This is a genomic window from Aestuariivirga sp., from assembly GCF_047600585.1.
Lineage (GTDB): Bacteria > Pseudomonadota > Alphaproteobacteria > Rhizobiales > Aestuariivirgaceae > Aestuariivirga.
This window is the reverse complement of sequence record NZ_JASGKP010000001.1, coordinates 2014818-2035835: the sequence shown is the minus strand read 5'-3', so window position 1 is coordinate 2035835 and position 21018 is coordinate 2014818. Positions and strand designations below refer to the sequence as shown.

At 64.5% G+C, this 21018-nt stretch carries 18 protein-coding genes; 10 read left to right on the top strand and 8 right to left on the bottom strand.

The features are described from left to right. Positions 1 to 8: 8 nt before the first annotated feature. On the top strand, positions 9 to 2732 hold the full coding sequence (locus tag QM801_RS10020) for a phosphoenolpyruvate carboxylase (RefSeq protein WP_415019062.1): 2724 nt from the start codon (positions 9 to 11) through the stop codon (positions 2730 to 2732). Positions 2733 to 2735: 3 nt separating this feature from the next. On the opposite strand, the gene QM801_RS10015 is transcribed toward QM801_RS10020, so the two are convergent. Together QM801_RS10015 and QM801_RS10010 are read right to left on the bottom strand one after the other, a co-directional pair. Beyond that, positions 2736 to 3131, bottom strand: coding sequence for a VOC family protein (locus tag QM801_RS10015; protein WP_415020913.1), 396 nt, complete (start codon positions 3129 to 3131; stop codon positions 2736 to 2738). Next, complete coding sequence (locus QM801_RS10010) at positions 3131 to 4045, bottom strand: rhodanese-related sulfurtransferase (protein ID WP_415019061.1); 915 nt, start codon at positions 4043 to 4045, stop codon at positions 3131 to 3133. Before QM801_RS10010 ends, QM801_RS10015 begins: the two co-directional genes overlap by 1 nt. A gap of 95 nt (positions 4046 to 4140) precedes the next feature. On the opposite strand from QM801_RS10010, the gene QM801_RS10005 reads away from it, so the two are divergent. The 6 genes from QM801_RS10005 (at position 4141) to QM801_RS09980 (ending at position 10323) form a co-directional block, all read left to right on the top strand. Further along, positions 4141 to 4983 (top strand): ABC transporter substrate-binding protein, encoded by an 843-nt coding sequence (locus tag QM801_RS10005; protein ID WP_415019060.1) that lies wholly within the window; start codon positions 4141 to 4143, stop codon positions 4981 to 4983. Positions 4984 to 5107: 124 nt separating this feature from the next. Then, positions 5108 to 6259 (top strand): amino acid ABC transporter permease, encoded by a 1152-nt coding sequence (locus QM801_RS10000; RefSeq protein WP_415019059.1) that lies wholly within the window; start codon positions 5108 to 5110, stop codon positions 6257 to 6259. A 1-nt stretch (position 6260) separates the two neighbouring features. Further along, positions 6261 to 7004 (top strand): amino acid ABC transporter ATP-binding protein, encoded by a 744-nt coding sequence (locus tag QM801_RS09995; protein ID WP_415019058.1) that lies wholly within the window; start codon positions 6261 to 6263, stop codon positions 7002 to 7004. A gap of 158 nt (positions 7005 to 7162) precedes the next feature. Beyond that, positions 7163 to 9070 (top strand): OmpA family protein, encoded by a 1908-nt coding sequence (locus QM801_RS09990; RefSeq protein ID WP_415019057.1) that lies wholly within the window; start codon positions 7163 to 7165, stop codon positions 9068 to 9070. Positions 9071 to 9361: 291 nt separating this feature from the next. Beyond that, on the top strand, positions 9362 to 9784 hold the full coding sequence (gene ndk, locus QM801_RS09985; protein ID WP_415019056.1) for a nucleoside-diphosphate kinase: 423 nt from the start codon (positions 9362 to 9364) through the stop codon (positions 9782 to 9784). After that, positions 9784 to 10323 carry a VUT family protein gene (locus tag QM801_RS09980; protein WP_415019055.1) on the top strand — a complete coding sequence of 180 codons (540 nt, stop codon included), beginning with the start codon at positions 9784 to 9786 and terminating at the stop codon, positions 10321 to 10323. The genes ndk and QM801_RS09980 overlap by 1 nt, the downstream gene beginning before the upstream one ends. A 12-nt stretch (positions 10324 to 10335) precedes the next feature. On the opposite strand, the gene QM801_RS09975 is transcribed toward QM801_RS09980, so the two are convergent. From QM801_RS09975 to QM801_RS09965, 3 genes are all read right to left on the bottom strand, one after another. Next, on the bottom strand, positions 10336 to 11250 hold the full coding sequence (locus QM801_RS09975) for a DMT family transporter (protein WP_415019054.1): 915 nt from the start codon (positions 11248 to 11250) through the stop codon (positions 10336 to 10338). An 8-nt stretch (positions 11251 to 11258) separates the two neighbouring features. Further along, positions 11259 to 13682 (bottom strand): FAD-dependent oxidoreductase, encoded by a 2424-nt coding sequence (locus QM801_RS09970; protein ID WP_415019053.1) that lies wholly within the window; start codon positions 13680 to 13682, stop codon positions 11259 to 11261. Positions 13683 to 13779: 97 nt separating this feature from the next. Then, complete coding sequence (locus QM801_RS09965; protein WP_415019052.1) at positions 13780 to 14514, bottom strand: TrmH family RNA methyltransferase; 735 nt, start codon at positions 14512 to 14514, stop codon at positions 13780 to 13782. A 148-nt stretch (positions 14515 to 14662) separates the two neighbouring features. Here QM801_RS09965 and QM801_RS09960 point away from each other — a divergent pair, with 148 nt between their 5' ends. After that, positions 14663 to 16762 carry a molybdopterin oxidoreductase family protein gene (locus tag QM801_RS09960; RefSeq protein ID WP_415019051.1) on the top strand — a complete coding sequence of 700 codons (2100 nt, stop codon included), beginning with the start codon at positions 14663 to 14665 and terminating at the stop codon, positions 16760 to 16762. Positions 16763 to 17032: 270 nt separating this feature from the next. Next, positions 17033 to 17164: a hypothetical protein gene (locus QM801_RS09955; RefSeq protein WP_415019050.1), complete on the top strand. Its 132-nt coding sequence runs from the start codon at positions 17033 to 17035 to the stop codon at positions 17162 to 17164. On the opposite strand, the gene QM801_RS09950 is transcribed toward QM801_RS09955, so the two are convergent. Beyond that, positions 17161 to 18102, bottom strand: a complete 942-nt coding sequence (locus QM801_RS09950) for a nucleoside hydrolase (RefSeq protein ID WP_415019049.1) — start codon at positions 18100 to 18102, stop codon at positions 17161 to 17163. The two genes, QM801_RS09955 and QM801_RS09950, sit on opposite strands and share 4 nt — an antisense overlap. Positions 18103 to 18605: 503 nt before the next feature. Between QM801_RS09950 and QM801_RS09945 the strand changes: the two genes are divergently transcribed. After that, positions 18606 to 19319 (top strand): helix-turn-helix transcriptional regulator, encoded by a 714-nt coding sequence (locus QM801_RS09945; protein WP_415019048.1) that lies wholly within the window; start codon positions 18606 to 18608, stop codon positions 19317 to 19319. Position 19320: 1 nt separating this feature from the next. On the opposite strand, the gene purN is transcribed toward QM801_RS09945, so the two are convergent. Both purN and purM read right to left on the bottom strand, forming a co-directional pair. After that, entirely contained in the window at positions 19321 to 19896 is a 576-nt protein-coding gene (gene purN, locus QM801_RS09940; RefSeq protein ID WP_415019047.1) for a phosphoribosylglycinamide formyltransferase, read from the bottom strand. After that, positions 19893 to 20987 (bottom strand): phosphoribosylformylglycinamidine cyclo-ligase, encoded by a 1095-nt coding sequence (gene purM / locus QM801_RS09935; protein ID WP_415019046.1) that lies wholly within the window; start codon positions 20985 to 20987, stop codon positions 19893 to 19895. Before purM ends, purN begins: the two co-directional genes overlap by 4 nt. Positions 20988 to 21018 lie beyond the last annotated feature (31 nt).

Below are 21018 nucleotides of genomic sequence, written 5' to 3'. Positions count from 1 at the left end.
GATCTCCCGTGAACGACCGAAATTCGCCGCAAAATCTCTCGCAGCAGCCGGAAGAGGGAAGCTACATCGAGGAGATCACCTCGACCCTGCGCGACCTCCTGCGTCAGGTGATCCGGGCCCGCGAACCCGAGGTGCTGACCATCCTGGATGATCCGGCGGCGGCGAAAACCATTCCCGAACATCTGGTGGAACACGCCCTGCAGGCGATCGGTATCTGGCTGCAGCTCATGAACATCGCCGAGGAAAACGCTTCCATCCGCAACCGCCGCGACATCGAAAAGCAGGGCGGGCCGGACGAGGTGATCGGCTCCTTCTCGCACGCCGTGTCGAACGTGGCGCGGGCCGGCGTGCCGCCCGAAACCGTGGCCCGCGTGCTGGGCACGCTCAATGTCGGCCCCACCATCACTGCGCATCCGACCGAAGCGAAGCGCGTCACCGTGCTCGAAATCCACCGCCGCATCTATCTCAAGCTTTATGAACTCGAGAGCCCGCGCTGGACACCGCGCGAGCGCGACAATCTGCTGGCCGCCCTCAAGAACGAGATCGATCTGCTCTGGCTGACCGGCGAAATCCGCATCGAGAAGCCCACGGTGGAAAGCGAGATCGCCTGGGGTCTGCACTTCTTCCGCGAGGCGCTGTACGAGCGCACGCCCGTCATCTGCGAACTCTTGCAGAACGCCATCAACCGCCACTATCCGGAACTGCCGCGCGATGGCGTAAAGCCGCCGCTTCGCTATTCCTCATGGATCGGGGGCGACCGTGACGGCAACCCCTTCGTCACCGTGGCGACGACGCGCGCCGCGCTGCGCGAGAACCGCCTCGCCGCCGTCGACCGTCTCGACACGCGCCTGCAGGATGTCTCGCGTCTTGTCTCGATCAGCGCCTTCGAAATTCATGTACCGTCAGACTTCCAGCAGGTGATCGATGCCGAGCTGGATGCTTCGGGCGACAAGCAAGCCATTCTCGCGCGCAATCCGAGCGAGCCCTTCCGGCAGTTCTTCAGCGCGCTTCGCCGCCGCCTTGCCGCCACGGTTGGCCGCGAAACGAAGGCGAAGCCCTTCGCCCATCTCTCGGAACTGATCGGCCTCATCTGCAAGGCTGAAGATGCGCTCGCCGCCATGAAGGCAAGCGGCCTTGCCCTCGGCCTGCTGCGCCCCTTGCGCTGGGAGGCGGAAATCTTCGGCTTCCGCACCGCAAGCCTCGACCTCCGCCAGAACACCACGGTGATCAACCGTGTGCTCGGTGAAATCTGGCAGAAGCTCAATCCGCTCGAAACGGAAGCGCCATCGCCCGGCACGCCGGAGTGGACGGCGTGGATCGCCAGCGAGCTGGAAAAGCCTTTGGGCTTCATCCCGCAATTCATGAACGTTTCGGAGGAAGCCGCTGAACTGCTTGGTCTTTTGAAGCTCATCCGCGAGACGCTGGACGGCCCGGACCCGGCCTCCATCGGCACCTTCATCCTGTCGATGACGCAAACGGCTAACGACGTGCTCGGGCTTTATCTGCTCGCAAAATACTGTGGTCTCTTCGCCGATCCGACGGCGCGCGAGGTTTGCCGCATCCGCGTGGTGCCCCTCTTCGAAACCATCGACGACCTGCGCGCTGCACCTGCGATCATGTCCGATCTCCTGTCGAAGCCGCTGGTGCGGAGTTCCGTTGCCGCGAATGGCGGCACGCAGGAAATCATGCTCGGCTATTCCGACTCCAACAAGGATGGCGGCTTCTTCGCCGCGAGCTTCGAACTGTTCGAGGCGCAGCGCAGCCTGATCAGCGTCGGCCGCGAAAAGGGCGTGCCGGTGAGCTTCTTCCACGGCCGCGGCGGATCAGTGTCGCGCGGCGGTGCGCCCACGGGCCGCGCCATTGCCGCACAGCCGGCCGGCACCATCGCCGGCCACATGCGCGTGACGGAGCAGGGCGAGGTGGTGTCCTCCAAGTTCGCCAACCGCGGCACGGCGCTCAACAATCTCGAAGTGCTGACCTCGAGCGTTCTCCTGCACACGCTGAAGTCGGCTGATGCGCCGGAATTCCGCGTGATCCCGGAGCAGCAGGCGGCGGTCGAGGAAATCGCGCGCCTCTCCTTCAAGGCCTATCGCAAGCTCGCCGAAGACCCGGCGCTCATCACCTATTTCCAGTCGGCAAGTCCGGTCGAGGAACTGGCGCTGCTCAAGATCGGCTCGCGTCCCTCGCGCCGCTTCGGCGCCAAGGGCATCTCCGATCTGCGCGCCATTCCCTGGGTGTTCGCGTGGAGCCAGAACCGCCATCTGCTCACAGGCTGGTATGGCCTCGGCTATGCGCTTGACGATTTCCTTTCGGCGCAAGGGGACAACGGCCTGAAGCTGCTGCGCCAGATGTTTGCGAAGTCGCCGGGCTTCCGCCTTGCGGTGGAAGAAGTGGAGAAGTCACTCTTCCTCGCCGACATGGGCGTGGCCGAGCACTATGCCGAACTGGTGCCGAGCCGCAACGATGCCGAGCGTCTCTTCGCGCTCATCCGTCACGAGCACCGCCGCACCGCGAAGGTGGTTCTCGAACTCACCGGCGACAAGGTGCTCTGCGCCCGCTTCCAGGGCTTCCGCCGCCGCTTCGAGCGGGTGCGGCCGATGGTCGATCAGGCCAATCTCTGGCAGGTGAAATTGCTGCGCCAGACGCGCGAGGAGAAGGGCAAGGACGCCCTCAACATGCCGCTGCTCATGACCATGAACTGCGTCGCCGCCGGGCTCGGCTGGACGGGCTGACGACTACTCGGGCTTTTCGCACACGGCACTGAGCTTGTTGCCATCCGGATCGCGCACGTAGCAGGAATAGAAGCTGGCGTGATAGGGGCGAAGGCCCGGTGCGCCGTCATCCTGTCCGCCGTTCGCGAGCGCCGCCTCATGGAAGGCATTCACCGCCGCGCGGGACTCGGCCTTGAAGGCGACCAGCGTGCCGTTGCCCCAGGTTGCGGGATAGTTGAGGTAAGGCTTGGTGAGATAGAAACAGCGGGCGCGCTCGCCGGGCTTTGCGTTCGCAGGGCCATAACCGATCTCCGAGTCGCTCTCCGCCGATATCACGAAGCCGATTTCCTTCAGCACCGGATCGTAGAAGCGCTTTGAGCGGGCGAGGTCGTTGCTGCCGAGTGTCAGATAGAAAAACATCATCCCTCCACGGGTCCGAGGTGCTTTGTGCCGCGTGCCTTGGCGAGATCGAACTGGCGCTGGCGTTCGCGGTTCGAGGCTCTCTGTTCGGGCGTGAGCGTATCGGCGCAGGCCGGGCAGCAGACGCCTTCCTCGTATTTGGGCGAGAGGCGCTCTTCCGCCGAAACGGGCATGAGGCAGCCGTGGCATGTCGTGAAGTCGGCCTGCGCCAGGCCATGGCCCACCGCCACGCGCTCGTCGAAGACATAGCAGGCACCGTTCCACAGGCTTTGCTCCGGCGGAATCTCCTCGAGATATTTCAGGATGCCGCCCTTGAGGTGATAGACCTTCTCGAAGCCCGCATGGCGCATGAAGCTTGTCGCCTTCTCGCAGCGGATGCCGCCGGTGCAGAAGGTGGCGATCTTCTTGCCCTTCAGGTTGTGCAGGTGGCTCTCCACCCAGGCGGGGAACTGGCTGAAGACCTCGATCTTCGGATCGATGGCCTTGCGGAAGGTGCCGACGCGGACCTCGTAGTCGTTCCGCGTGTCAACCAGGATGACATCCGGGTCCGAGATGAGCGCGTTCCACTCCTGCGGCGTCACATACTCGCCCACCAGCTCGTTCGGGTTCGCCGGCACGTTGCCGATGGTGACGATCTCTTTCTTCAGCCGCACCTTCATGCGCTTGAAGGGCATTTCCTTGGCTGGCGAAAACTTCGCTTCAAGGCCGCTCACGCCCGTGACGCGGCGGATCGCCTCGACCGCATCCTCAATCCGGTCGTGCGGCGCGGCAATGGTGCCGTTCACGCCTTCGTCTGCCAGCAGCACAGAACCCTTGGCGCCCATCCCCTTCAGCGTTGCAAGGAGCGGCGCCTGCAACTCCCGGAACCGGGGCAGGGGATGAAAACGGTAAAAGCTGGCCGCAGTAAATCTCATTGAGAGGGCCTGATAATCCCGCCCCGGCAGACTTGCAACCGACCCTCGAAATGGGCTGTAGTGGGGCCCCAACAAAACAGGGAGTAAACACCATCATGACCCTCTCCAGACGCATCCTGCTGGCCGCCGCTGCTGTCGTGGCGCTCGCCGCCCCCGCCGCTGCCGCCAACATGATCGGCAATTGCGAGGTCTATGGCGAAAAGGGCTCGATCCCCATCGCCAACCCCGCCAAGCCCGGCCAGTTCACCGTGCTGACGTCGCTGCCCGCGCCGATCTGGTGGAATGGTGACGCGGTGGAGAACACCAAGGACGGCATGGAATACTGCATGGCCGCCGAAATCGCCTGGCGCGCCGGCTACGACAAGATGGAAGTGGTCAACACCTCGTGGGAAGCCTTCATCGGCAACCAGGTGCAGGGCTATGACGTGGGCTTTGCCCAGACCTCGATCACCGACGAGCGCAAGAAGGTGTTCGACTTCACCACCCCCTACTTCAACTCCGACATGGGCGTGATCGCCAAGGCCGATGCGCCGGTGGACGAGAAGTCGATCAAGACCGTGAAGGTCGGCATCCAGCAGGGCACCACCGGTGCTGCGTTCGCGCAGGACACGCTCGGCATCAAGGATGCCCAGATCTTCGCCGACCAGCCTGAAATGTTTGCCGCTCTCCGCGCCGGCCAGATCGACGCGGCGATCACCGACACCTCGATCACGCTCGCTGAGGAAAAGGCCACCGAAGGCAAGTCCAAGGTGATGGGGCAGTACAAGACCGGCGAGGTCTACGGCGGCATCATGCAGAAGGGCAATCCGAACAACGAAACGGTGAGCAAGATCATCCAGTCGATGATCGACGACGGCACGCTCGCCAAGCTCGGCGCCAAGTATCTGGCCGCCGGCTGGGGCAAGGATCCGGCCACGATCCCGTACTTCAACCCCTGATCAACATGGCCGGGGCCGTGCAGCGATGCGCGGCCCCGTCTCCTTGTCTGACGGCCTTTCAGAAAAATCTGTCTAGAAGTTCAGCGCAGGAGGCGTCCGCCTCCGCGCCGGAGTGGCACCAGGAATGACATCCCCACAGCCTCACGTTCCCAAGCCCGCGGATGGCCTCGCCATCGTGGCATTGCTCTTTGCCGCCCTGTGCGTCTTCGTTGCCATTGCCACCACATCTCTTGTCCGGGCATCGATTGCGGGCCTCGGCGCCACCAGCAGCATTCATGAAATCATCTTTGCGGCGGTGATTGCCGCCACTGCGGCGCTGTTCTGGCCCGCGATCCGTGGGCTGATGTTTGCGCGCAAGGCGGCTGCCGCGCTCAAGGCGAATGACATCGTCACCGTGAGGATCGATACCGCCGCCGCGCGTGACACGCTGGCGCTCACCTTCGGCTGGGGTGTCTTCGCGCTTCTGGTGCTGGGCTTTGCCGCCTTCATCTTCATGAACAACTCGGCGGTGGGCCGCACCTTCTTCCTGCTGCCGCTGATCGCCGACAAGTGGCCGCAGGTGTTCGCCAAGTTCGTTCTCGTCAACATCTTCGTCTTCGTGGTGGCGGAGATCATCGTGCTGGTCTGGGGCCTGTTCATGGCGCTCGCCCGAATGATGCCGGGCCCCGCCGGCCGCCCGATCCGGGCGCTGGCGACCCTCTATTGCGACGTTTTCCGCGGACTTCCGGCGATCGTCACGCTCTATCTCATCGGCTTCGGCATTCCGACAAGCGGCCTGCCCGAGATCGTCATTCCCGCCGTGTACGGACTGTTCCACGACACCAGCACCATGAGCGTGCAGGAATTGCGTGACCTCTCGCGCATCCCGGTGGTGTGGTGGTGCATTCTCGCCCTCACGCTCACCTACGGCGCCTATGTAGCCGAAGTCTATCGCGCCGGCATCGAGAGCATCCATTGGAGCCAGGTCTCGGCGGCACGCTCGCTCGGCCTCAGCTACCTGCAGACGATGCGTTACGTGGTCGTGCCGCAGGCGGTGCGCCGCGTGGTGGCGCCGCTTCTCAACGACTTCATCGGCCTCCAGAAGGATACAGCGCTCGTGCAGATCCTCGGCCTTGTCGATGCCTTCAATGCTTCGCGCGGCATCGCTGCCAATGCCTTCAACCTTTCGGCGGTGACCATCGTGGCCATCCTCTTCGTCCTCATCACCATTCCGCAGGCGCGCCTCGTCGACCATCTGGTCGAGCGCGACAACCAGCGCATGAAGGCGGGAGGCTGAGATGGCGTTTCTTGAAATGAAGAACGTCGAGAAGCACTTCGGCCCGGTGCAGGTGCTGCGTGGCATCAACCTCGATGTGAACGAGCATCAGGTCGTCTGCCTGATCGGACCCTCGGGCTGCGGCAAGTCCACGCTGCTCCGCTGCATCAACCAGCTCGAGCCGATACAGGGCGGTGAGATCCGCCTCGAAGGTGACCGCGTCTCGGGCCCCGGCGTGGATGTCAACCTGTTGCGCCAGAAGGTCGGTATCGTCTTCCAGAGCTTCAACCTATTCCCGCACATGACAGTACTGGAGAACGTGACGCTGGCGCCCACGAAGGTACTGAAGCTCGGCAGCCGCGAGGCGGAGGAGAAGGCCATGGCGCTCCTCACCCGCATCGGCATGGACCACAAGGCGAAGGAATATCCCGACCGTCTCTCGGGTGGGCAGCAGCAGCGCGTTGCCATCGTGCGCGCGCTCGCCATGGAGCCCCGCCTGATGCTGCTGGACGAAATCACCTCGGCACTAGACCCTGAACTTGTTTCGGAAGTGCTGAACATCGTCCGCGATCTCGCCACCCAGGGCATGACCATGCTGCTCGCAACCCACGAGATGGGCTTTGCCCGGGAAGTGGCCTCCAAAGTGTGTTTCCTGCACCAGGGCGTGGTGCACGAGGAGGGGCCGCCCGAGCAGATATTCGGCGCGCCGCGCGAGGAGCGGACCCGCAACTTCCTCAAGCGGATCATCGAGGCCGGCCGCCTCTGAGGCCTGGAACCTCTTGGTAAATCCGGCGTTTTTCCGTTCATCTCCGGTTCAGGCTTGTGGCGGCAAAGGCACAATCCCTTCTTAAATATGCCTAATCTCAAAGGCATATGAGTCGCCCGCCGGGGTGGCCATCGTGGTACCGGGAAATGGAGAACGGCATGTTGATCAGGATCGGGGCGGCAAGCCTCTTGGCATTGAGCCTTTATGCAGGCGGCGCGCTCGCCCAGGACGCGGAGCCGGCACCCGGCGAGCAGCCGGCTGAACAGGCGGCCCCCGCCGACCAGCCCGCCGCCGAACAGGCTGCACCCGCTGATCAGGGCCAGGAACAGACCCAGGACCAGGGTATCGTGATCCCGCCCGAGGTGCAGGCGCTCCTCGACGACACCCGTGCGGTTTCCGAAATGGATGCGAATGAATTGCGCACCCGCGCCCGCGCGGCCCGCAACTTCGCCAAGCAGCAGGGCCTGCCCGATGACGTGCGCGCCCGCCTGCAGCAGATCGCCCAGGAAGCCCGCGCCGAACTCGACAACCGCGCGAACCAGCCGCCCGCCGCTGCCGAACAGCCGGCTGAACAACCCGCCGAACAGCCGCCGGCGCAAGCTGAGCAGCCGGCAGAACAGCCGCCTGCGGCTTCCGACCAGCAGCAGACTGATCAGGCTGCTCCGGCCGATGAGCAGCAGCCGGTGCAGAAGAAGAAGCGCAAGAAGACCCAGGATCAGATGCAGACGCAGGAGCAGACTGCTCCTGCCGAGCAGCCGGCCGAACAGCCTGCACAGCAGCCAGCCGAACAGGCAGCTCCCGCCGAGCAGGCGCCGATCGTGAACGAGCCGCCGGTTGAGCAGGCCGCACCGGCCGAACAGCCGCCACCGCCGCCTGCCATCGACAAGAAGCAGGTGCAGGAACTCGACGCCAACCCGGGCAACCCGGAAGCCGAGCAGAAGGCCCGTGCCTATCTCGATGACCAGACGCCTGCCGAGAATCTCTCCGACGAGGACCTCAAGACCCGCCTCGACGGCATGCGCGACCTGATGGCCGACAACGAGCTCTCCAACAAGACTGAGCGTGCCCTGCGCAAGAAGCTGCAAGCCGAACGCGAGATCCTGCGCGCCCGCATCGCCGTGAAGGAAGAGCAGGCCCAGCAGGAGAAGCTGAAGCAGGAAGCGGCCAAGGCCGCCCAGGACGAGCAGCAGGCCGGTGGTCAGGGAACGGGCAAGGCCGACAAGGGCGGCAAGCGTCCGCGCATCATCATCAACCCGCAGATCACCATCAACACGCCCGTGCAGGAGGTCTTGCGTGACCGCCGCCGCTCGGAAGACCTCAGCGACAGCGAACTTCGCCGCCGCGTGCAGGTCTACCGCGATGCCCAGGGCCGCGATGACTGGCAGGACTTCGACGAGCAGGACCGCGAATACTGGCGCGAGTCCATGCAGCGTGACCGCGAGCAGCTCCGCCGCCGCATGGCCGAGGAACGCCGCGCCCGCGAAGAAGAAATGGCGATGAACAACTCCGATGACGAGGAACTCGACATCGAGGACAGCTACGTGCCGGGCCGCCGGGTGCCGCGCAGCGTCTTCGAGGCTGAAGCCGATGACAGCGAACTTGAGGACGTGCTGATCTCGCCGCCCCGCAAGAAGGTGCGCGAGCGCTACACGGTTGACGAGATCGCCAGCAACCGCGAGCTTCGTGACAGCATGCCGCGCATCGACATCGACACGATCCGCTTCGGCTTCAACGAGGCCTTCGTGCGCGAGGAAGAGGTGGGCAACCTCGACCGCATCGCCGGGATCATCGAGAAGGTGCTGCGCAAGCGCCCGCGCGAGGTCTTCCTGATCGAGGGCCACACCGATGCGGTGGGCTCCGATGCCTACAACCTCAAGCTCTCGCGCGCCCGCGCCGAGGCGGTGAAGAAGGCGCTCACGACCTATTACGTAATCTCGCCCCGGAACCTGCAGACGGTGGGCCTTGGTGAACGCTACCTGAAGATCCCGACCGCCGAGCCGGAACAGGAGAACCGCCGCGTCTCGATCAGCCGCGCCACGCCGCTGGTGGGGCAGCTGGAGGAGTAAGCCTCCCGGACATATTCAAGGATTGGACACGGCCCGCGCATTCGGGCCGTGTTGTTTTTCGTGCAGAGAAGCGGAACACCCTCATCCGCCCTCGGGCACCTTCTCTCGCATGCGGGAGAAGGCTGATGATCATCGCCCTCGCCCCTCCGGGGAGAGGGTCCGCGGAACGCGCGGGTGAGGGGCTGGTGCTTGCGCAAATGGCGACGGGTTAATCACCCGAATTCGCCGCACTTGCGGGCCGGGCAGGGCACTGCTAGAGGGCGGCGCATCCCCTTCAACCTGAGGACTATCATGGCTATCGAACGCACCTTCTCCATCATCAAGCCCGACGCGACCCGCCGCAACCTGACCGGCGCCATCAACGCCGTCATCGAAAAGGCCGGCCTCCGCATCGTGGCCCAGAAGCGCGTGCGCTGGGGCAACGCCCAGGCCGAAGCCTTCTACGGCGTGCACAAGGAACGCCCCTTCTTCAAGGACCTCGTGTCGTTCATGACCTCGGGCCCGATCGTCGTGCAGGTGCTGGAAGGCGAGAACGCCGTCGCCAAGTACCGCGAAGTGATGGGTGCCACCAACCCGGCCAACGCCGCCCCCGGCACCATCCGCAAGGAATTCGCTGAATCGATCGAGGCCAACTCGGTCCACGGTTCCGACAGCGTCGACAACGCCAAGATCGAAATCAGCCAGAACTTCGCTGGCTTCGAGATCGTCGGCTGATGTCGCGCGCGGCCCGCGTGACACTCTCGGTGGGGGCGTATGTCGCCTTCATCGTGCTGGTGAACTGGCTCTTCATTCCCGAGAACCTGATCGAGGGCGTGACCCAGTGGTCCACCAACAGCTGGATGGGCACGCTCTATCTGGCCAATGTCATCGTGGGCTTCGTGTTCGTGCTGCGGGACTATGCGCAGCGCGAAATCGGGCACAAGGTTCTGCTGGCAACGGCGCTCGCCGGCCTCCCCGTGTGGTGGCTGGCGGGGCCGGGCCTGGCGATTGCCAGCCTGACCGCCTTCATCCTGTCGGAAACGACCGACTGGGCCGTCTATTCCTTCACCGGCCGCCCGCTGCAGCAGCGCATTCTCGTCTCGAGCCTGCTCTCGGTGCCGGTGGATACGCTGGCCTTCCAGCATCTCGCCGGATACCTGACGCCCGCCGCCTTCGTCACCGAAGTGCTGAGCAAGGCCGTGGGCGTCGCCATCGTCTGGTGGCTGCTCAGGATGCGCGTCGGCAACGGCGAAACGCCGGCTGCGGCGCACTAAGTTTCCGAACCATCAATTGATTGACGGCTCCGTCTCCGGCGGGGCCGTTATCGTTTGGGCAAGGCCACGCTGGCGCTCGCGGAGCGAGATGTAGAGCGCGCAGGCAATCAGGATGGCGACACCGAGGAAGGTCCAGGCATCGGGGAAGTCGCCGAAGAAATACCAGCCCGCCACCACCGCCATGATCATCTCGGTGTAGTTGAAGGGCGAGAGCAGGGAGGCCTCTGCATAGTCATAGGCCCGGGTGATCAGATAGTGCCCGGCGATGGCGATGGCGCCGAGCAGCACCAGCAGCAGCCACTGGTTTGCCGTGACACCCTGCCAGAAGAAGGGCGCTGCCAAGCTCAGGGCAACGGCGCCCATCACACTCGTCTGGAAGGTGGTGACGATGGCAATCGCCTTCCCCGTGAGGAAGCGGGTGATGATGATGTAGAAGGACGAGCACAGCCCCGCCATCAGCGCGAAGACGACACCCAAGTTAAAGGCCTGGAAGCCAGGCCGGATGATGATCAGCACACCGATGAAACCGATCGCCACCGTGATCCAGCGGCGGAGGCCCACGTGCTCACGCAGCAGCAGGGGCGAGAGCGCCGTGATCAGGATGGGCTGGACGAAGTAGATGGCGAGCGTATCCGCGATGGGCAGATACTTGAGCGCGAGGAAGAAGAAGAACGTGCCCGCGATCAGGGCCGTGGCGCGGCCCGCATTGAACAGCGGGTTTACCGGCTTGAATGCGTCCTTGCCCGCCGCCTGCACGGCGAAGGGCAGGGTGAAGGCCGAGCCGAAGAAGAAGCGCGCCCAGACCATCTGCAGGATGGGCACACCCTGCTGGCCGAGGTATTTCGCGCAGACATCGATCAACGGCAGGATGGCCATGGCGCAGAGCACCAGGCCGATGCCGATCAGGGGGTTCGCCGCAGGCTTCACATGGTGTCTCAGGCCCGGATGCGGGCGTTGTCAGGGTCCCAGATGCTTTCGGGGATGATGCGGGCCTTCCGCATCTCGCCCATGACCATGATATCGAATTGGGTGCCCACCTCGGTGGCATCCGGCGGCACATAGGCGAAGGCGAGCGACTTGCCCGTGGCATGGCCAAAACCGCCGGAGGTGGTGACGCCAACGACTTTCCCGTTGTGGTAGACGGGCTCGTTGCCCACGCAGTCGCTGTCGGTGTTGTCGACGCTCATATAGACGAGCTTCATGCGCGCACCCTTCTGCTTGCGCGAGAGGCTGGCCGCCTTGCCGATGAAGTCCGGCTTGTCGGTGCGGATGAAGCGCTCCATGGAGGCTTCGAACATGTCGATCTCGGCCGTGAGTTCCGAACCCCAGCCGCGATAGCCCTTTTCCATGCGGAGCGAATTCATCGCATAGGTGCCGAAGAGCCTGAGGCCATGGGGCGCGCCCGCCTTCATCAGCGCATCGAAAACCTTCTGCATGCCGGCGCGGGGCACGTGAAGTTCCCAGCCCAGTTCGCCCACATAGGTCATGCGCAGCAGGCGGACGTTTTCGACGCCCGCGACGGTGCGCGTCTTGGCGGTGAGCCAGCGGAAGGAAGGCGAGGTGAGGTCGGTATCGGTGCAGGCCTTGAGCACGTCGCGGGACTTTGGCCCTGCGAGAATGAGCACGCCGTAGTCGTCGGTCACGTCGGTGATGGTCACCTGTTCGGTGTCCGCCCTGCGCCAGCAGAGCTGGTCCATGTCGTAGAGTTGTGCTGCGGCCGCCGAGAGGACATAGAAGTGGTCGGCGGCAAGGCGCGTGACGGTGAGTTCACTCTCGATGAAGCCGTTCTCGTTCAGGAGGTGGGTGAGGATGATGCCGCCATCTTTCTCCGGCACCTTGTTGGCGGTGATGCGGTTGAGGAAGGCATAGGCATCCTTGCCCTTCACCTCGAACTTGGCGAAGGTCGACAGGTCCATGAGGCCGACGCGCTCGCGCACCGCCAGCGCCTCGTCGCGCACTGCATTCCACCAGTTGGAGCGGCGGAAGGAGTACTTCTCGCCTTCACCCGAGCGGTCATACCAGCGGGCCCGCTCCCATCCGAAGATCTGTGCGAACTGCGCGCCGTGCTTGGCCAGCGTTTCGTGCAGCGCCGAGGTGCGGAGGTTGCGCCCCACTTGATGCTGCTCGGCGGGTTTGTAGCAGTAGTACATGTGGTGATAGTCGGCGACGGAGACCTCGGTGGTGTAGTCCTTCGTGGCCCAGGGGCCGAAGCGGCGCGGATCGAACTCGCGCATGTTGATCTCGGCCTGGCCGTGCACCATCCACTGCGCCAGATACTTGCCGGCACCGCCGCCCTGGCAGATGCCGATCGAGGCGCCGCAATGCATCCAGTAGTTCCTGGGGCCGTGGGCAGGGCCGGAGAGATAGACACCGTCCGGCGTGTGGGTGATGGCGCCCGAGATGATGGACTTGATGCCGGTCTGCCCGAAGAGCGGCAGGCGCTCTGTGGCCTTCTCCAGCCACGGCATGATGCGGTCCAGCTCGTTGGGTTCGAGTTCGCTCTCATAGTCCCAACGCGGCGGCTGGCCATCCCAGCAGGTGTGGGCGGTGGCGGTTTCATAGGGCCCGACGAGCACGCCGTTCGTCTCCTCGCGAAGATAGGCGTGGGAATAGGGATCGCGCACCACCGGCAGTTCCATCTTCAGGTCGATCAGTTCCTGCAGCGGCTCGGTGATGATGTACTGGTGCAGCATGTTGGCGATGGGGGCGAGGTGGCCGGTCCACGAGGCCACCACGTCGCAATAGGAGCCGGCACTGTTCACCACGTGCTCGCAATCGATGTTGCCCTGGTCGGTGAAGACCCGCCATTCGCCGTTGGGCAGGTGCTTGATGTCGGTGACACGGGTGCGGCGGTAGATGGTGGCGCCGAGGTTGCGCGCGCCCGTCGCCATGGCGTTGGTGACGTCGGCGGGGGCCACATGGCCGTCCGTGACGGTGCGGAAGGCGGCCTTGATGCCGAAGGTCTCGAGGAAGGGATGATACTTCTTGATCTCGGAAGGGCCGATGATCTCGCCCTCGTAGCCTGCGAGCTTCGAGATGCCGTAGACGTACTTCAGCCAGTTCACCTCCTCGTCAGTGGTGGCAAGGCGGAGGCCGCCGCAGGGGTGCCACGACACGGCCTGGCCCGTGAGCTTCTCCAGCTTGGGATAAAGCTCGGTGCCGTACATGTGCACCTTGGTCATGTTGAGCGAGCCGTTGAAGTGCGGGCACTGCCCGGCGGCATGCCAGGTGGAGCCGGAGGTGAGCTCGCCCTTCTCGATGAGCACGATGTCGGTCCAGCCTTCGAGGGCGAGGTGGTAGAGCAGCCCCACGCCCATGATGCCGCCCCCGACAATGACCACCCGCGCATGCGATTTCATGAATGAACTCCTGAATTTGCACGGCAGTTTCGGCGAACGGCCAACGGGCGGCAAGGCTCAAAACTACCGGCGCTGGTGAGCCAGACTGGTGTGGCCCTCAGCGGGCCGCCTGATAGAGCATGAGGGCGGCTGCCGTGGCGACGTTCAGGCTCTCCACGCCGGACCTCATGGGAATTCTCACCGACTGCTTGCAAGCCTTTGAAATGTCAGTGGTAAGGCCGCGTGACTCCGAGCCCAGAACGAGCAGGCAATCGGCCGCGTAGGGTCGCGTGAAATCCTGCTTCGCCTGCATCGCCGTGCCCACCACGTCGCCCGGGAAGGCGGCGGCGTAGCTCACGAAGCCCTCGGGCTTCATGCGTACCAGCGGCACGGCGAAGATCGAGCCCGTGGTGGCGCGCACGCATTCGGGCGCGAAGGGATCGCAGCAGTCGCCGATGAGGATGATTCCGGAAGCACCCGCCGCATCCGCGGTGCGGATGATCGTGCCGAGGTTGCCGGGATCGCGGATCTCTTCCAGCGCCAGCCACAGGCCGCTTTTGCCGGGGTGGGGCTGCACCTTCGACTTGAAGCAGGCCAGCACCTCATGCGGGTTGTTCTGGGCGGAAAGTTCGCCCATGAGTTTCTCCGTCACCATGAGCGGGCGCACCTCGTCCCACAGGTGGGGCGGGCGGGTGGCGATCACGTGCTCCGGCACCCAGCCCTGGTCCATGGCGCGTTCCAGCATGGCCCGGCCCTCGGCGATGAAGAGCCCGGTCTCGCGCCGGCCCTTTTTGTCGGCGAGCGAGCGGACCAGCTTGACGGTGGGATTCTGGAGGGAGGAAATCGGCTGCATGATCTGCTATTAACGCATCGTGCGAGCAAGTGGAATCCACTTGCGAAGCGAAAGATGCTTTAAAACAAATATCTGGCGCAACTGTCCTCTCTCAAATCGTTCCGATTTGATCGTCCGTTGCGCTAGCAGGGCAGGGAACCTGAACGCCATGAACATTCACGCCAAGCCGAACATCAAGACCGGCATTTCCGTCTGCCCGCATGATTGCCCCAGCGCCTGCGCGCTGGAGGTGGAACTGCTCGACGAGAACACCATCGGCCGCGTGCGGGGCGCAAAGGAAAACAGCTACACCCTCGGCGTCATCTGCGAGAAGGTGGCGCGTTATTCAGAGCGCATCCATCATCCGGAGCGACTGCTCTATCCGCTGAAGCGGGTGGGGCCCAAGGGCTCCGGCAGCTTCGCCCGCATCACCTGGGACGAGGCGATGGACGAGATCGCCCGCCGCTTCCTCGCAATCGAGCAGGAGCACGGCAGCGAAGCGGTGTGGCCCTACTGGTATGCGGGCACCATGGGCTTCGTGATGCGCGACGGCATCGACCGCCTGACGCACGTGAAGAACTATTCGCGCATGTACGGCACCTTCTGCATCGCGCTGAGCTGGCCCGGCTTTGCCGCGGGCACGGGCGCCATCCGCGGCGTTGATCCGCGCGAGATGCAGAAGTCCGACCTGATCGTGGTATGGGGTGGGAATCCTGTGAACACCCAGGTCAACGTCATGACCCATGTGGGCATTGCCCGGAAGACGCGCGGTGCCAAGCTGGCGGTGATCGACGTCTACGAGACGGGCACCATGAAGCAGGCCGACCATGGCTACATCGTGCGCCCCGGCACCGATGGCGCGCTTGCCTGCGCCGTCATGCACATCCTGTTCCGCGACGCCCATGCCGACCGGGACTACATGCACCGCTACACCGACGACCCCGCGGGGCTTGAGGCGCACCTTGCGACCAAGACGCCTGAGTGGGCCGCCGCCATCACCGGCCTTTCCGTGGAGAAGATCGAGGAACTGGCCCGCCTGATCGGCACCACCAAGCGCACCTTCTTCCGCATCGGCTACGGCTTCTCGCGCTCGCGCAACGGCTCGGCCAACATGCATGCCGTCACCTGCATTCCCGCCGTGACGGGCGCCTGGCAATACGAAGGTGGCGGTGCGCTTCATTCGAACAGCGGCATGTACAAGTGGAACAAGGCGATGATCACGGGCCGTGATGCCGCCAAGCCCGGCATCCGCACCCTCGACCAGTCGCGGATCGGCGAGGTGCTGTGCGGCAACCCGCATGACCTGCAGGGCGGGCCGCCGGTGAAGGCGCTCTTCATCCAGAACACCAATCCCGTGTCGGTGGCCCCCGACCAGAACCGGGTGAAGCAGGGCTTCGCCCGCGAGGACCTGTTCACGGTGGTGCACGAGCAGTTCCTCACCGAGACGGCGCGCTATGCCGACATCGTGCTGCCCGCCACCATGTTCCTGGAGCACGACGACATCTACCAGGGCGGCGGCCACAGCCACATCATGTTCGGGCGGAAGCTGGTCAATCCGCCGGGCGAATGCCGCAGCAATCATGATGTGCTCTGCGACCTCGCAGGCCGCCTCGGGGCCGAGCACGAGGGCTTCCGCATGAGCCCCCGCGAGTTGATCGACCGCACACTGAAGGATTCGAAGCGCCGTGGCTTCGATGAGCTGGATGCCGAGAACTGGTTCGACGTGCAGCCGGACTTTGAGACCTCGCATTTCCTCAACGGCTTTGCCCACCCTGACGGCAAGTTCCATTTCCGTGCCGACTGGAAGCGGGCGGCGAGCGTCGTCTCCACCATGGGCGCGCTGGGCCCGTGGCAGGACATGCCGGTGCTGCCCGACCACTGGGCTGTCACCGAGCCCGCCAATGCCGAGACGCCCTTCCGCATGACCACGAGTCCGGCGCGCACCTTCCTCAACTCGTCGTTCAACGAAACCCCGGGCTCGCGGAAGCGCGAGGGCGGACCGTCGCTGCTCATTCATCCGGATGATCTCTCCGCACTCGGAGCATCTGCAGGCGACAGGTTGCGCGTGGGCAATGCCCGCGGCGAGGTGATCCTCGAAGCGCGCGCGAACGCGGGCCAGCAGCGCGGCGTGGTGGTGGCGGAAGGAATCTGGAAGAACGACGATCACGAAACGGGCTGTGGAATCAACAGCTTGACCGGAGCTGATCAGCCTGCACCGGCGGGCGGCGGGGCCTTCCATGATACCGCGGTGTGGGTGAAGCGCGCCTGATTGCGGCAAACCTTCAACCTGAATCAAGGCTGAACGACCCGTTCAACCCTCACTCATCCGTAGACGGATAAATCGCGTATGAAGGATCACGATTTCGGCGCATTCCGGCCACTGCCACGGCCCGAATGTTCCGTATACGGTTGATTCGAAGCGGCAGGACACTGCCTGCATTTACGGATTGTTAAGATGTACGACGGCGCACAACCCCTTGAAAAGAATCATTTTCCGCTGCCCCAGAATCGGTCCACATCTCTCGCCATGCTTCACAACATGAAGAGCATGATGGCCGAGAAGGAACGTAGCCGCCGCCGGACGCATCTTTTCCTGCTGCTGATGGCGCTGGCCATTGCCGCCGCCACGCTGGCCCCCGTCGCCGTGCTGGCGGCGCAACTCTCCGGTTAAGCCAGGGTCGCAATTCTTTCCGTCAGAAGGTCGAAGAAGCCTTCCGCATTGATGCCGCGGCAGACCGTGGCATTGGGCTTGCGGTCCGTCACCCGCCACCAGTCCACCACCGTCATGCCCATGGTGAGGTCGCTCTCGCATTCCACCGCCACGTTCACGTCGCGCGAGGTGAAGAGCTCCGGCTTGAGCAGCCAGGCCATGACGCAGGGGTCATGCAGCGGGCCACCGTCGGTGCCGTATTTCTGTTCGTCGAAGCGCTCGAAGAATTCGAGGAGGTCGGCGCAGGCTGGGCCGGACTTGTTGGTCATGGCGCGGAAGCGGGCCACGCGCTTGGCGCTGGTCAGCGCCTGGTGGGTGCAGTCCAGCGGGATCAGCGTGAAGGGAATGTCGGAGGAGAGGCAGAGCCGGGCTGCGTGCGGGTCCACGTAGATGTTGAACTCGGCGGCAGGGGTGATGTTGCCGCCTTCGAAGAAGCCGCCGCCCATGGCGACGATGCGCTTGATGCGGGATGCAATTCGCGGCTCCCTGTCGAGGGCGAGCGCCACGTTGGTGAGGGGGCCGAGGGTGCACAGCGTCACCGTTCCGGCGGGGCGCGTCATCAGAGTCTCGACGATGAAGTCGACGCCGTGTAGCGGCTGCAGCGGCATGGTGGGCTCGGGCAGCACGGGACCGTCGAGGCCGGTGCGGCCGTGCACGTGTTCGGCGGTGACGAGGGGGCGCACCATGGGGCGCACCGCTCCGGCGAAGACCTTCGTGTCAGGCTTACCGGCCAGTTCGCAGATCTTGCGGGCGTTCTTCTCGGTCAGGGCCAGCGGCACGTTGCCCGCGACAGCAGTGATCCCCAGTACCTCGAACTCGGGCGAGGCCAAGGCCAGCAGGATGGCAAGAGCGTCGTCCTGGCCGGGGTCCGTGTCGATGATGATGGGAAGTTTCGCCATGTTCTGTTCTCGGTGTCCTTTGGATTTTTCAAGGTTCTAGCGGCTCGGGGCAGGGCCGGATAGGGCCAGAAGGGGGGAGGGTCGGTGAATGATTTTCGCTGTGGAGTGGGCGTGGAAAGCAGGTTCGAAAGGGTTAACGGGCGTGCCTTACCCCAAGCCTGACGGGGCCGCCGTCATTGGCTGTTCAACAACCGTCATTCCGGACGCGCGCCTTGATCGAGCGGAGCGAGATGTCGCGCGCGAGCCGGAATCCAGCTTTGGCAAAGGAAGCTGGGCCCCCGCCTCCGCGGGGGTGACGACATAAGAAATTGCGCCCGATCCGCGACGATCTCCCCTTTCTCCATGCCCGGCCTTGAGCCGGGCATCCAGAACTCGCGGGATGCACTGGATGGCCGGGTCAAGCCCGGCCATGGAGAAAAGTTGAAGCCGGTGTTTGCAGTATGACCCCCCCTGCTGCCATCTGCTGACAGATGCTGACAGCAGGGCTATCCTAGCCTCCGACCATGAGACGCGCCGACCGACTGCTCCGCATCATCCAGATTCTCCGCCGCCACCGCCGCCCGGTGAAGGGCCAAAGCATGGCCGAGGAGCTGGAGGTTTCGCTCCGCACCCTGTACCGCGACATCTCCGACCTGATCAGCGACGGTGTGCCCATCCGCGGCGAGGCAGGCGTCGGCTACGTGCTGGGGCAGGGCTATGACCTGCCGCCCCTCATGCTGACCACCGACGAGGTGGAGGCGGTGATGCTAGGCCTGCGCTGGGTCATGCGGCGGGGCGACCGCGACCTTGTGCGTGCGGCGCAGGATGCCGTCGCCAAGGTGGGCACGGTGCTGCCGGGCGACCTGAAGAGCGTGCTCACCGATACGGCTCTGCTGGTGCCGCCTGCCTGGAAGGTGGTGGCCGACACGGTTGATGTGGCAGCGCTGCGCCGCGCCATCCGCGAGCAGCGCAAGGTGGCGATCCGCTACCGGAACGAGGCGGGTGACGAGAGCGAGCGGGTGATCTGGCCCATCGCCATCACCTATTTCGATGCCCAGCGCCTGATCGTGGCGTGGTGCGAACTCCGCGTGGCCTTCCGCACCTTCCGCACCGACCGCATGGTGGAGGCGTCGGTGCTTCCTGACAAATACCGCGAACGCCGGGCCGTGCTGTTGAAGCGCTGGGCGGAGGAGCACGAGGCGGAAGAGGTCGTGCCCGGTGCCGGCGACGTGATCTAGGTCAGAACGAGGTGGCGAGCTTTGCCAGCGCCCGCACATAGAGCGGGTGCTCGACCGTGAGCACGCGCGCGGCCAGCGTCTCGGGCGTGTCGTCGGGCAGCACAGGCACGCGGGCCTGTTCCACCACCGGTCCGCCATCCAGCTCCGCCGTCACGATGTGCACACTGGCGCCGTGTTCCGTGGCGCTGTCGGCAAGGGCACGTTCATGCGTGTGCAGGCCCTTGTAGAGCGGCAGCAGCGAGGGATGAATGTTCAGCATCCGGCCCTGCCAGTCGTTGATGATGACCGGTGTGAGGATGCGCATGAAGCCGGCACAGCAGATGATGTCGAGCCCCTGCGCCTTCAGGTGGGCGCTCAGCGCCGCGTCATAGGCCTCGCGCGAGGGATGGTCCTTGTGGCTGAGCACGGCGGTGCTGATGCCCTGCGAGGCCGCATAGGCGAGGCCGCCCGCATCCGCCTTGTTCGAAACAACGTGGACAATCTCGGCGGGGTAGGCCGGATCACGCGCCGCCTCGATGAGGGCACGCATGTTGGAGCCGCGGCCCGAGATCAGAACGCCAACGCGCTTCCGCCTCATGCGCCCAGGGTGCCCGCGTAGGCGACCTGGTCTTCCTTGCCCTTGCGCTTGCGGATCTGGCCGAGCACGGCAACTTTTTCGCCGGCCTTCTTCAGCGCGGCGGCAACCGCCTTGGCATCCTTCGCGGCGACAACGACGATCATGCCCACGCCGCAGTTGAATGTGCGCAGCATCTCGCGTTCTGCCACGCCGCCTGTCTCCGCCAGCCAGCGAAAGACGGGCGGAAAGGGAACGGCGGAGAGATCGATCTCGGCCACGGTGTCCTTCGGCAGCACGCGCGGAATGTTCTCGGTGAAACCGCCGCCGGTGATGTGCGCGAGCGCCTTCACGGCGGTGCCTGCCTTCAGCACCTTGAGAAGCGACTTCACATAGATGCGCGTGGGCGTGAGCAGGGCTTCGGCCAGCGTCTTGCCCTCGGCGAAGGGCGCATCTGCGGTCAGCGCAAGGCCGCTCTTCTCCACGATGCGGCGGATGAGCGAATAGCCGTTCGAATGCGGACCCGTGGAGGCAAGGCCGAGGATCACATCGCCCGCCTTCACCGTTTTTGCGGGCAGGATCTTCTTGCGTTCGACGGCACCCACGGCGAAGCCTGCGAGGTCGTAATCGCCACCGTGATACATGCCAGGCATTTCCGCCGTCTCGCCGCCGATCAGGGCACAGCCCGCCTGCCTGCAGCCATCGGCGATGCCGGCGATCACTTCGCGCGCCGCAGCCACATCGAGTTTGCCCGTGGCATAGTAGTCGAGGAAGAAGAGGGGCTCGGCCCCTTGCACGACGAGATCGTTCACCGACATGGCGACGAGGTCGATGCCCACGCCGCGGTGAATGCCGGAATCGATGGCGAGCTTCAGCTTGGTGCCCACGCCATCATTGGCGGCAACCAGCACGGGATCGCGGAAGCCGCACGCCTTGAGATCAAAGAGGCCGCCGAAACCACCCAGCGCCGCATCGGCGCCCTTGCGCCGCGTGGACTTTGCAAGGGGCTTGATCGCCGTCACCAGATCATTGCCGGCGGTGATATCCACACCCGCATCGGCATAGGTCAATCCATTGGTTTTTGCCTTTGGAAACGCTTGTTTGCTGCCGCTCATGCCGCTAGTTTGCCCCAATTCTTATGCTTGG